At 51.7% G+C, this 12751-nt stretch carries 11 protein-coding genes; 3 read left to right on the top strand and 8 right to left on the bottom strand.

Annotation, left to right across the window (positions count from 1 at the left end; all coding sequences use genetic code 11):
• Nucleotides 1-14 precede the first annotated feature (14 nt).
• The 7 genes from IEX75_RS20295 to IEX75_RS20325 form a co-directional block, all read right to left on the bottom strand.
• Nucleotides 15-1355, bottom strand: coding sequence for an MFS transporter (locus IEX75_RS20295; protein WP_188797130.1), 1341 nt, complete (start codon nt 1353-1355; stop codon nt 15-17).
• 32 nt (nt 1356-1387) lie between these two features.
• Nucleotides 1388-2632, bottom strand: a complete 1245-nt coding sequence (locus IEX75_RS20300; RefSeq protein ID WP_188797132.1) for an HlyD family secretion protein — start codon at nt 2630-2632, stop codon at nt 1388-1390.
• Nucleotides 2629-4800, bottom strand: a complete 2172-nt coding sequence (locus IEX75_RS20305; RefSeq protein ID WP_229720991.1) for a peptidase domain-containing ABC transporter — start codon at nt 4798-4800, stop codon at nt 2629-2631. Before IEX75_RS20305 ends, IEX75_RS20300 begins: the two co-directional genes overlap by 4 nt.
• A 56-nt stretch (nt 4801-4856) precedes the next feature.
• Nucleotides 4857-6476, bottom strand: a complete 1620-nt coding sequence (locus IEX75_RS20310; RefSeq protein ID WP_188797134.1) for a S41 family peptidase — start codon at nt 6474-6476, stop codon at nt 4857-4859.
• A complete protein-coding gene (locus tag IEX75_RS20315; RefSeq protein ID WP_308422165.1) occupies nt 6469-6960 on the bottom strand; it encodes a toxin-activating lysine-acyltransferase in 492 nt (163 codons plus the stop codon). The genes IEX75_RS20310 and IEX75_RS20315 overlap by 8 nt, the downstream gene beginning before the upstream one ends.
• 7 nt (nt 6961-6967) lie before the next feature.
• Nucleotides 6968-8776: a protein adenylyltransferase SelO family protein gene (locus IEX75_RS20320; RefSeq protein ID WP_188797138.1), complete on the bottom strand. Its 1809-nt coding sequence runs from the start codon at nt 8774-8776 to the stop codon at nt 6968-6970.
• A gap of 200 nt (nt 8777-8976) precedes the next feature.
• A complete protein-coding gene (locus IEX75_RS20325) occupies nt 8977-9312 on the bottom strand; it encodes a hypothetical protein (protein ID WP_188797140.1) in 336 nt (111 codons plus the stop codon).
• 497 nt (nt 9313-9809) lie between these two features.
• Here IEX75_RS20325 and IEX75_RS20330 point away from each other — a divergent pair, with 497 nt between their 5' ends.
• From IEX75_RS20330 to IEX75_RS20340, 3 genes are all read left to right on the top strand, one after another.
• Entirely contained in the window at nt 9810-10028 is a 219-nt protein-coding gene (locus IEX75_RS20330) for a hypothetical protein (RefSeq protein ID WP_188797142.1), read from the top strand.
• A 239-nt stretch (nt 10029-10267) separates the two neighbouring features.
• On the top strand, nt 10268-10594 hold the full coding sequence (locus IEX75_RS20335; RefSeq protein ID WP_188797144.1) for a hypothetical protein: 327 nt from the start codon (nt 10268-10270) through the stop codon (nt 10592-10594).
• 98 nt (nt 10595-10692) lie between these two features.
• Complete coding sequence (locus IEX75_RS20340; protein WP_188797146.1) at nt 10693-11922, top strand: hypothetical protein; 1230 nt, start codon at nt 10693-10695, stop codon at nt 11920-11922.
• Between the two features lie 301 nt (nt 11923-12223).
• Here the strand turns inward: IEX75_RS20340 and IEX75_RS20345 are convergent.
• Nucleotides 12224-12751, bottom strand: a 528-nt coding sequence (locus IEX75_RS20345) for a hypothetical protein (RefSeq protein WP_188797148.1), incomplete at its 5' end; no start/stop codon positions are given.

Here is a 12751-nt window from a genome sequence, read left to right on the forward strand (position 1 = left end):
TCTCGAAAGAACCGCTATGAAGCAGTCGCAAGTTGATGCGTGGGTGCATCAACATACTTGCGGGGCATCAGAGAAAGCAAGGCGATGGCAGGAAGGCTGGTGAGACTGACGAATAGGAAGAAGACGCCATAGGCTTCCAGACGATCACCACCCTCCCCAAGATGGGCGATGGCCAAACCGGACAGCCCACTCAGAAGCTTGCCAAACAAGGAATAGACGCATGTCAGCGCGGCATACTGAGAGGCGGCACGTTCTGCACTGATGAATTGCGACATGTATAAAACAAGTGCAACACCCGTAAAGCTGGACGCAATGTTTTCAAACGAGCCAGATAGGATTGCGACCAATTGACTTCCACCCGAAAATGCGAGAATCGCGAAAGTGAGGACGGCGATGAACTGAAGCATGGCCCCAACCATCATGGATTTAACCAAGCCAAATCGGATGGTAGAGGCACCCGCGACGACGATTCCAAAGAATGAAGAAATCACCCCGACACCAAGATGAATCGCTGCCAAGAAGTCCTTGCTGATACCAACGTCGTGATACAAGGGATTTATCATCGGGTAGATGATGACGTCAGGCATTCTGTAGAACGCTACAACCAAGAAGATAAGTACCCACGCCCATTTGCCTGGACTAACTTTCGAGAGTTTTAAATTCACGCGCCGTTGCGCAGTGGCAGTCTTGTCATGGAGATCGATTTCTTTCCCCGATGAGATGAAAGAGGGCTCAATAGCCCTGTAAGCGGCAAGGATGGGGAGCAGCATCAATATTGTCATGGATGCGTAGGACGCTGACCACCCAATGTGCGTTGCCAACAGAAAGACGATGCCATCGCTCAATAGAAGCGCGATACGGTAGCCAAATTGGTAATAGGTGAGCGCTTCGCTTGGATTGGAAAACGCCATCGCCGACTCGATGCGAAAAGCGTCTACAGAGATGTCCTGGCTGGCCCCAGCGAACGCGGCAATGATGCAAAAGCAGGCCATCATCGTCACATTTTTAAAGTACCCAGCAATCATCAAACCTACCAGTGAGATCATCACTAACACCTGCGCCAGGATGATCCAACCCGTTCGGCGCCTAGTGGTGTGTTGAAAGAGGAACGGCTTTCGGGTGTCTAAATACCTCGCCCACAAAATTTTCAGCGAGTACGGAAGCATGGCCCATGAAAAGAGGCCGATGACGGCCAATGGCGTTGATATCTCACTGAGCCAAAAGCCCAGCGTACTTCCGATAAGGGGGTAGGGCAGGCCACTGCCAAAGCCAAGGCCTAGCATGGCTATCCCATTGGGTGACTTCAGAACTGTCTTGATGTCAGAGACGTGGGCGTTGAATTTTGCAAACGTCATGTTGCTTGACCTCGATATCCCTATTTGAAGAACTATTCGGTGGCACGCCTCTTGGCGGCCAGGAGTGGGTCGACCACCCATTGCAAAAGGGTGCGATGGTCGGTGATGACGTCAGCCTTCAGGGTCATGCCCGGTTGAAGCGCACGCGCTTTCCCATAGGTCTCAACGTTTTCTTCGGAGAGGCGCACCTTGACGACGTACGTGGCCTCTTTAAAGACAATGGGAGAGGCAATCTGATTGGGCGTCACAGCTGCTTTGCTTACTCCTATGACTGTTCCGCGTATAGCGCCATAACGCTGAAAAGGGTAAGCGTCGACCATCACTCTGACGGTCTGCCCTACTTCAACAAAGCCCGCTCGTTCTGTGGGCACCAAGATCTCTGCGATAAGCGCGCCAGAGAGAGGAGAGATGGCAAACAAAGGAGTGTTGGGGACGGCTGATTGACCAACAGAGAGATTGATGTAAGAGATGCGACCTGCGATGGGGGCACTGAGGATGTTCGAACCTTGAGCACTTGCCTCAGCGAGCGACTGAGTTAAGGCATACCGATCGGCGCGAAGCTTGGAAGCATTGCTCTCAGTCGATTGTTCGGTCGTCTGTATTTGGACGCTGGCTTCCCGAGCCTCTTCCATCTTGGACGCAATCTGTCTATCGATATCAGCCAAGGACTGCTCTCTCCCCAGCAAGGAGTCCCTGCGTCGGTCGTTTTCATCTTGCGAGACATAGCCCTTGTCCACCCCGGATTTAATACGGTCGATCTGCACTTTGGCAATCTCGACCTGCTCTTTTTCCAGTGACTGTTGGAGCTTCAGGTTTTCGGCTTCAGACCGGAGTGCATCTGCGTGTTGTTTCAATCTCGCTACCTCAAGGACGCCACTCTTTGCGTTCTCTGAAATTTGGGCATCGAGCTCAGCAATCCTTGCCGTAATATGGGTTTTCTCCTCTGTCGCGAGGCTCCCGTTGGGGCCAGTGGTGTCCGTGTTGAGGGTTGCCAAGCTCTCGCCCTGTTTGACCACATGGCCAAGTTGGACCTGTACTGACGTGGCGATTCCACCTTTTGGGGAGTAGACCTGAGCAATACCGACATCGGGGGTCAACCACCCACTGACGGTTTCCTTTTGAGGGATGGGCATCGTACAGAGAAGGATGAAGACGACAACCGTAATCACTGCTACCAAAACCGTTAACCAGAGCAACGACGGAGGTTGATGGATGGTTGTCACGCCATAAAGCTGTCTACGCTTGCCTTCCAATGCTTCGGAGCGAAACAGCGTCATAGGACTTCCAGCGCCGGCGTGGCGAGTGTTTCGCAGGCGATGGCCGTGATTTGACCATTGCTCACGTCAAAAGTGCGGTCGGCACCTTCAATGGCGGCCTCCCTGTGTGCAATCACAATGCGTGTGATGGGGAGGCTACGAATGACCTCCATCACGGTTTGCTCATTTTTTGGGTCGAGATTTGATGTGCCTTCGTCTAGGAAGAGGATCTTTGGTTTCCGATAAAGCGCGCGGGCAATCAAAATACGTTGGCGTTGTCCGCCCGAGAGTGACGAACCCAGGTCACCCACCAAGGTCATATAGCCCATGGGCATTTGCGTAATTTCATGGTGGATCTGCGCGGCTAAGGCGGCACCTTCGATCTCCTCCTGGAGGGCATCTGCTTCAAAGAAGCAAATATTCTCCGCAATGGTGCCGTTAAACAGTTGGTCGTCTTGAAGGACAGCGCCAATCTGCATTCGGATGTTTCGAATGCCGAGCCTGCGCATTTCCACTGCGTCGTAAGACACCCTTCCTTCAATAGGGTCATCGAACCCAAGAAGAAGCTTGAGAAGCGTGGTTTTTCCTTGACCCGATAGGCCTGTGAAGCACACAAACTCTCCCGCCTTGATGTCGAGGGACACGTCTCGAAGAACCCAAGGCTCGTGCTCGGCATAGCGAAATGACAAGCTGTGGACGGAGACGTCGCCCCTAAGGCGGTGCCCGAACTCGCCTTCGTGGTCGATGCCACGCTCTGGTTCAGCCTGGACAATGTCACTCAGGCGTTCGAGGTGGATTCGAGCGGTCTTGATGGCGAAGAACTGCCCGACGAGTGCGCTGGTCGCGGCACTGAATTGCTCCGTGTATGCCCGAAACGCGAGAAGCATCCCGAGTGTTAGATTTCCATGGATTACGAAGCGGGCACCGAGAAACCACACGATGACGTTCTGCATGCCACTGAGGACCGAGGTGCCAAAGCTTCCCCACAATGCAAAGCGTGATAGTTCAACGCTGGTATTGATGGCTTTGGCTTGTTCGTTTTGCCAGGCCACAGTTCGTTCTTGTTCGCACCCAAAGAGTTTGAAGGTTCGAGCTCCTCGAATGGTTTCGAGAAACAAGGTCTGCACCTGTGCAGAGCGGTGCAAATTCTCTTGGGACTTATGACGAAAGTACGGGAAAAGTGCCAGTCTGATTCCGAAAAATAGGAAGACCGTTGCGATTTCAATAGAGGTCAGAAGCGGGGAGTAGATAAGCATCATCGCCATTGATGAAAGCACCATCATGGCATTGAGAAGAATATTGGAGGCCGCGCCTTTCAGAACGTTTTGGACTTCTGGAAGTGAAGAGAAGCGAGAAATGATGTCGCCAATATGGCGTCGCTCAAACCAAGAAACGGGCAGTCGAAGAAGATGCCTTAAAAGATTCGATTGGAGTTGAAACGACAGCTGTGTTCCAACGTAGAGGTCGATGACACCTTGTAATAGCCGAACCAGGGCCGTGATGAGAACAAGAAGTCCCATGCCGACTGCAATGACCGTCAGAAGGCTCAGATTTCCCTGCGTGATGGCATTGTCGACGATGATCTGGTTCAGGATAGGGGAGAGCGTCCCGAAGGCCTGAAGAACAACGGAAAGCAGAAAGATTTGTACGACAGGTGGAATCAGCCCATAGACTCGGCTGAGGAAGTCGCGGAATCGTACTGTCTCTGCTTTGGGCTTAGTGACGAAGGAAGCCGTTGGCGTCAACTCCAAAGCGACACCTGTGAAGCTACGGCTGACCTCTTCATAGGGCAAAACCCGCATCCCTTGGGACGGGTCATGGATGGTGATGGTTCGTCGACCCACTGCCTTCAGAACGACGTAATGGTTCATCTCCCAATGTAGGATGGCCGGGCGTTGCAAGTTGGCGAGTTCTGACAACTCTAACCTGACGGGCCTGGAAGAAAGACCCATTCGGTCGGCCAAATCCACGATGGCTTTGAGGGTCGTTCCCTTTGTGGATACGGAGAAGCGACGCCGCAATCCGCTAAGCGATACGTGATGACCAAAATAGTTGGCCACCATGGCCAAGCATGCTACAGCACACTCGGCAGCTTCAGCTTGTTGAATGATGGGAAGCTTAGATGCGCGAAACAGCCTGTAAAAGTCGCGTAGCGATCCTTCCGTTCCATCGAAGGTCTTTCTAGTCACGAGGTTGTGCCTTCTCTATCGACAATGCTGACGGGGTCCGGGTGTTGTCTTATGTACTATGGGCAAGTCGTGCCCGCCAGAAGACTTTTGGCGCACTCAAGTGGCGCATCGCGTCCACGCCGTATGTCGGCCAACGTGTTTTGTTGAATGATGTCTGGGGTGACCCCCACACGCTCAAGGTTGACGCCAGATGGGTCAAGCACGGTTGCGACGGGTATTTGCAGAATTGATCCATCGCGAAACGTGAGACTGCTTGCACTCATGACGTCCCCAGCTGTGGGTAGGCCGACAAGCTTGGCTCGGCTGTAATGCTTTAGGACAGACGCCGTTACTTCAGCAGCACTGCTTGATGCGGGACCAATCAGCACAACCAACCGAGATTCAAGTGGCTGAGCGCCTGGAGGAACGAGGAGCCGTGTTTGCTCGGTTGCGTTCTTGAGGGTGGCGATGGGTGTCCCGGATGGTAGGAACTCGGCAAGGATCTTTTGCATGGCAACCTGACCACCGCCCGAGTTGTAACGCAAGTCCAGAACGATGGCGGACGGCTGATGTTGGCGCAATTGCCGGTCGAGCCATCGCGCATTGTCATCATTGAACTGATTAAACCTCAAGATGAGAACGGGGCCGTCCATAAGTGCGGACCGCTCTTCGCTAAACGGCTTGGAGACAGACTGGAGGTCTCCCTCGTAGGTGGTGTCCAACGTTTTCTTGATGCCACTGGGCAAGAGTGCTTCCAGTGAGACATGCGCTTTATTCAACGCGAGTAGGCCTGTCTTTAATGCAACAATCGAAGATCCTGGCTCAATCCCCGCCTGGTCAGCAGGCGAGTCCTTCACCACATTGATGACAGACGATGGCTTCCCAGGAAGGGCAATGGAGGTTGTCAGTCCACAGGGAAGGTAAGCCACCGTGTAGTGAGCAACGGATGGGTCATTGAAAAGATTTTGCAGGGCGTCGATAGATGCGTCATCTAGGCGACTGACGATGATTTGCTGCTTGGCCTTGTCGGTGTACGGAAGAGGGGCGTCGGGTGAGCCAACGGGAACTTCCGTGTTCAACTTGCGAGCAGTTCCATCTGGCATCGATGCGTTGTAGGTGATACTTACCCGATGGGTCACAGATGAAGTGAGTTCGGAAGCCGCCGAGACGTCAATATCGATGGGTAGCCCAGGTCGAATGCCTTGCTTATCAAGGAACGAACCCGATTCAACGTGCAACAAAACCGCCTTTGTTGGGGGCTTGGCGTCGATCAATATCAAGCCCGCCATCTCTCGAAGCTCGGGAAGAATGATTCCGAGACGGACTTGACCTGATTGCTGACTCGGTTTTGCGAGCCAAGCGGGTACGTACTCTAGATGAGAGGTTTCCAGCAACGGAAACAGTTGGTTGTTGAGGATATCCGTCAGAGCCGTGTCATTCGGGTCTTCTTTAGGAACCTTCGCACGAAAGGTTTGGCCCACGGCTTTCCAGTTATAACCCCGAAAAGTCTGGTCGTAGTACTTCTTGCTCAGTGTTTTGAACACCAGGTCGAACTTTTCGGTTGGGATGATAGGGGTGTGTCGTCCATAGAAATAAACACCTCCAAGGAACACTCCTGAAAGCAGAAGTGTTGCTGAAAATAAAACGATGAGCCACCGCACCATTCGCGTGCGACGAGGTACCTTGACTTTAGCCATGGGATAGGGTGCTCGTCGGAACGCGAAGGATGCGAGTGCCAATGACGTTTCCATCGGGACTACGGACAACGTGTCGGGCTTCCTTGAAGTCACGAGATAGTCGACTACGCAATTGGCTCACCAAAGCGCGGGCGTGACCTAACGGTGCGACGAAGTCCAGTATCCAAAGCTGATACCCCTCGTTCCAATCACTGATATGAAGAAAGGGCGGATCGGATTTTACGAATGTCGTTGCAAATTCGGGGGTGAAGTAGGCCCAGGTTGCGTAGCCAGTCCACACGCCACTCCGACCCGTGGTGCAAACGATCTGGTTCAGTCGTACTGCGGGCCACAGCCAGAGGTAAGCAGAGGCGATGCTGTACTTTCGACGGTCAGTCTTAAAGAGTAGCTGCATCGCTTGTCCAAGCTGGGCAAAGCGGCGGTCATTTGTGGCCTTAATAAGTCGCTCTTCCTCTAGTGCTCGTTCTGCGGCGCTCATGCTCATAAGCTTATTAACCACGAGTGCTGCCTCCGCATTGCTCGATTTTTGAAGCAGCAGTTAGACCATCTGCAAAGGTAACCATCGGCGATGGGATTTCGATCATCTTTCCAAAGACGGACACGGATTGGCGACTGCTTAGCTTGCTGGGCTGGTAACGGGAGGTTATCTCTATCTCGAACGCTTCTTTGAAAGCATCATTGCTGACGGGAATTTCAGTCCCAAACAAGCGGAGGGTGTCATTGATCTGGATGCCAGAAAGTATGGCCGTATAGGCGTTTTCTGCTGTGTCGTAGGTAAATACAACAGACGACGCGACATCTGTAGCAAAGCCAAGAATGATGTGGCTAGGGTCAAGTTTTGGCCATATTCGACGGCTCATGGCAATTTCGCTGGAGATGTAGCGCGATAGAACATCCCTTGCGCCAGAACCGGCCTTGATGATTTGCGTTACCACTCGCTTGGCGTGATGCCTAGATACATGGTAATTCTGCTGATGCCTCGGGGCGGTCCAACGTCGGGCTGCTGCATAAGGAATCAATCCATCACGACTTCGTCCATTGCCCAAGATGAGACTTCGAATCGCTTGACCGTAGGTCTTCTCGGTGTGTCTAACGTTAGGCTCGTCTGTCAACGGTCCCATCTCATAGTAGAGCCAATCCTTCCTCCCCCAGGTCGGTGAAGGCTCACAGAGAAGGTAGGAACTTCGTTGTTGCAATTGATAGTAGGAAGAAACGAGGTCGGAGAGCGTGGAGGCGATGGATTCTCCAGCAGGGAGCGCACAGGCTGATATGCACATCGAGCGGAAAGCATCATCAAGCCTAACTCGAATCATTTTCGTCAATTGCGCAGGGGTGAGTCCTGGGTCCAATGCGGAATGCTTGATGAAGAAGTGAGCTAGGGAGGTGACGGCGTTTTCAAGGTCCTGCATTTCCGTCCCAAAGACCTGACCACGACTATCGTTAGCGCGCTTCCAATTGGGCAATGAACGAAAATTGCCGAAATCCAGAAAGGCGCCATCCATGGTGACGTTGTCGGTCGTCGGCCGACCTGCCCAAAGACGATGTGCTCTGGAGGCAGCGACCTGCTCGGCAAGCTTCACGAGTGTATTTGGCAGTTGAAACGTAGTGTCTCGTGTGATGGCACCAATCGCGTCTTTTACACGCAAACTGTCCTGATATTGATCAGAGCCCTTGAAGCCAGATGTGCCAAAGAACACACTGCGCTCGAAGTGTGCGAGTCGTACGAAGTTGGGGCGAACAAGAATGGCGCAGCGTTCAGGCTCGCTATCCTTATCAGAGCGTAGAGAAAAGCCCGCATCAATAATAGCGATAACGCTCGTTGCCCCATGGGGCATCTCAGCGAGCGCGATTTCACTGGCTATCGCCTCACGGATGGCCTCAAAGAGATACAAGCAACCATGGGAGTGAGCCCAGTCAACGTTCGGTGACACCAGAGGGGTACGGCCAACGCCTTTGGCGTTGAAGAGACCAGCGTGCCCACAGCGTCCACTTCCACCGTGAGACGCACCTCCGCTGGCCCCATAACGGTCGGCGCCAAGCTTCGTTGTTCCAAACGAACCTGAGGAACAAAGTTCCTCTACAGATGAAACGGCGTAGGTGGATAACAGCCACTGGCCAACGTCTTGTTCAACCGATGGATTGTTGAGATCTATCCCTGCTGAAAAAAACCATCGCTTGTTTAGCCATACAACGCGAGCGTTTGGCAAGATTCCTGCGTCGAAGTCTACGAGCACGTTTGGGCTCATTAGTCCAACATCAACGATCTTTTCTCGCCAAAAATCCTTGTAGAGAGAACTCATTATCGTCCCTAAATTGCAGGCCCTAGTGCTCCAAGCACATCAAGTGAGAAGCAGGCCACAGGCTTGCTTGAGTGAAACTCAAGCCAGTAGGCCTGATGAACATCAGGCTTCCTACATCGGCTTTGGCTTCATCAAAACATGGGGTTACATGAGCAGCTCGCCAATAATGGCGAGCTGCAAAAACTAAAGTACGGACGTACTTAGTGCGAAGGCATATTGCAGGTCAGTCTCATGAACTGAACGCCGCCCGATACATTAACGAGCCTGACATTTCCACTGGATTGGCCAGACGCCGTGACCAAGGAGGCAGTGCCGCCAGCTTGGATACAGGCTTTGACGAATGAATTCATGGTGTCAGAAGAGACCTGCGGGGGATTGTTGTTGTTACTGCTCGAGTTGTTCTCAAAGATGCTGTCATAGATGTTGCGGAAAAAATCTGACAGATGTCCATCAAACCATGCATTGGTTTCGTACGCGCTGGTCATATCAAGACCGCCAGACACACCGCTCAATTCTTCTACAGTCAAATCACGCATTTCATTTCTCCATGTGAAGATAAAAACTCACTTTGCCCATTCATCACGGTCATCTGTGAGGGCGACGTTTTGTAGTATGAAATGCTAATAGGCGTCAACAAGAAGTTGCGGGTGCAGTGTGTTGCTTACAGAATCTTGCTTAGCCTGTCATTGAGTGCCGCAATTCCTATCATTTTGGGACGGCGCATTGCGTCATCATGATGATATGCCGAAATCACTCAAACGGATTGCACGGATAAAACCCTACCAATTTGATGCATGAACATCGATGTAGGAAAACACCTGCATGTGTGCATCTGCTTCAAAAGCGCTCATGCACTCACTTGTACAACGTTGTCATGAGGGCAGTGTTTACGTTGTAGTTTCTTGAGCACAAGATTTCTGCAAAAAAACATAAAAAGTGCGGTCGTTATTGATGATTGACAGTGTGACTATCATGCTTCCTATCTTCTAGGTATGCTGCTCCAGCCTTCCTCTGATTGACCGAGGTGACCAGTATGGCAACCATCGAAATGCGCGATCTGCACCTGGTCAAAAAAGCATTGGCTATTGCGGTGCTGGCGATGGAGCGACAGGGCGGACCATTCAGCTCGCCAAGCGATCAGTTCGACATGGAGCTGTTGCTGGAGCGTCTAACGAGTGAAGCAGAGTTGGAGCACTACACAAGAGCTGCGTGGATCGCCGTTACAGGCACGCTTCCACCCGAGGTTGGTTGAGGATTTTAAATAGATTTACACGCCGGTTTAACGGGTGGCTGTTGAAGAATATAAAAAGGGGGTAAGTCAAAAACGGCTTGCGGTGGCGAGACCACCACGAATCAGCGTGCCTTAGGGCATATATGTCACTATTTGTGACAGTTACGTCTCCATGTTTTATTTCAACGGCGCTATCCGTTGTGCCGTTAGGAAGCGCTGCGTCCAAACGTTGGCCTGGCTTTGCAACAAGGGGGAGTATCATGGGTAAGAAGACTCAGAGTGCATCTGTGGCCCTTGACGCAACGTCAGGGAGTGACCAACTTACGGTCGTGATATGCGCGGTCGGTGATCAGCTACACGCCGATGGTCACGCACTAGACCCATCCAAGACGATGGATAAGGACTACGGTTATTCATCTGATTTGATGCTTGGATTTTTGGGGGGTGTCCACGGCCGTCTCGCGTGGCATCAACCGCCCTATAGCTTCAGTTTTGATACCGATTTTAGCGATAGTGCAGTCCAGCTCACGGTCGGGTCATTGATTACAAAAATCAACAACCAGACCCAATTGCGGAGCGGTAGCTAATGCGCGCGGCGGCGTGTGCTGGGATGACAATAGTTCTTCTGGTCGCATCAACGTCGAGGGCTTCAGTGCCAGCATCTGAGGTTTGCAAGGACGGTCAGGTGGATCGTCAATTGCTTTCTGAATATCTGATGGATTCTTATAAGTTCTCGTGGAGAGCGGAGTCTTATCAACGGACTCATGCATTGCCAGAGTTGAAAGTATTGTCACCAGAGCAACAAGTCATCGCACAAGGGCCTATTTGTCCGAAGTTCAACAAGCAAGATAAAGATGGATGTGGTGAAAACGACCAAGCTGCGATGGTTAGCGCGTTTATCGATATGAACAACCTTCTGAAAAATCAGATGCCTGGTTTTCACTCCGATGGACAAGCAAAGACCGCTGAAGAATTTTTTCTCAATCCCAAGGCTGTCATTGCGTGCACGGGTGGGACGGTAGTACAAGATTCTCCTTCGGCGAAGCCAGACCATGCCACAGGTGGCGATAGTTCGTGGCGGGTCCGTGGCGGAGGGGATCAGATTTATGCGCGTAAATCATCGACGGCTGAGTATTCGAGCCTCGATAAATTTCAGGCTGGACTTTCGGATGATAAGGTCCAAGGTAAGAACACTAGGAAATTTGTTGGTGCGGTTGGATACGCATTTACATTGAATGGCACCGGTCAGGGCCAAGAGGGCGGTCATGTCAGCAACATCTGGCAGTTGGTTCCCTATGTTGGAATCAACGACAATTCCACCGATATCTCCAAGAAAGGGACAACTTATACAGCGAACACTCGAGACGCTGGGGCAACCTTGTTGTATGAGTGGTGGCCTGAGGAGGCTTCATCTGGAAGTCCGAGCACAGCCTATGCGTTGACCTTACGACCAGACTATCTGTGGAACAAGGTCAATGGCAGTCATATTGCGAGCCTTAACGGGAGCTTTGTGCCGTATAGGGCGAAGTTTCTCAATGCACGTCTCAATGATGATGAAAGCCAGTTAACGATAAGCAGCGTTTTTGATCTACGTCTGGATGATGGACATTACACGAGTTTCGGGGACGCAAAGCCAGGAACGCTCAATAACTACTTGAGATTCGGGAGTCGTTTTGGTTTTGAGATATCGGCCCTTCCAAATTGGCAACATTCTCTTGACTGGCTAGTGACGGACACGCTTCTATACGGTTTTCATGGAATACCGCGTGATATCCATTACTTCAAATCGACATTCTCTTTTGGCTTAGACAGTAAGAAGGACTTCACGCTTGATTTGACGTACTCAAGTGGTCGTCGCGAGGACACTGGAGAGCCTGAGCGAGGTTGGAGCCTGGCGCTTGGCGCGAAGTATTGATCTTCGTCAAAGGTAATTTGAGGCGTTGAAAGATGAGTAAGTAATGCTTGTCGCTATTTAAAGGGCGCAATTGCCAGCGATAGTTAGGATGTTTATCAGAATGGATTGGTGCAACTTAAAGTTCAAGCTGATTGAAGTGTGACTGAAGTTCTTTGAGCACAATTAGGAGAGATGAATAGCTAAAGTGCTCTATGCATAACTCAGTGTGCAAAGTTGTCAAGGGGCCTTCGGTTAGTAGAGCTGTTGAGCGAAGGGTTAAACAAGCGGGGAAGCAACCCGTCAACGAAAAGAGACGACCTCTTCAAAGAGGCTCGAATGGCTTCATCTTCATTGCTTGCGGAAGAGTGGAATCCAAAGAAGAGCGGTCTTCCTGAGTTTCGAAGAAGAATTCAAACTCATCAACCTTGATGATGTCTGAGCTTACTAAGTCCACTTCTTCAGCCCATTCGAGCAGGCTGAAAATGTCTTTCCAGATTACTAGCCAACTACGAATGTTCGGATTGATAAGTGGGCGGTGACGCTTCCCACCCCGTAGTGGCGCTTTCAATGCAGCGTCGATGGGGTCTGACGCCCCGACCTTGGGGAGTTCGTGTGCTTTATCGAGAATCTCAGCCAGCGCAGTGAGAGGCATGTACCACGCGTCTTCTCCATCGCCCAGCTTGAAAGCTGGAAGCTTTCCATCGCGCATCTTTTCCCGAATGCCGTTCGCTACACCACGGCTGTTCTTGCGACGTCCCCCCGGTTTTGAGTAGCGCAAGGATTTGGAGTCCAATCCCGCAACGGAAGGAGATTGGACGTGAAGAAGCGTTTTACCGAGGAACAGATCATC

Origin of the sequence: Dyella nitratireducens, from assembly GCF_014642835.1 — a bacterium.
GTDB classification, from domain to species: Bacteria; Pseudomonadota; Gammaproteobacteria; order Xanthomonadales; family Rhodanobacteraceae; genus Dyella_B; species Dyella_B nitratireducens.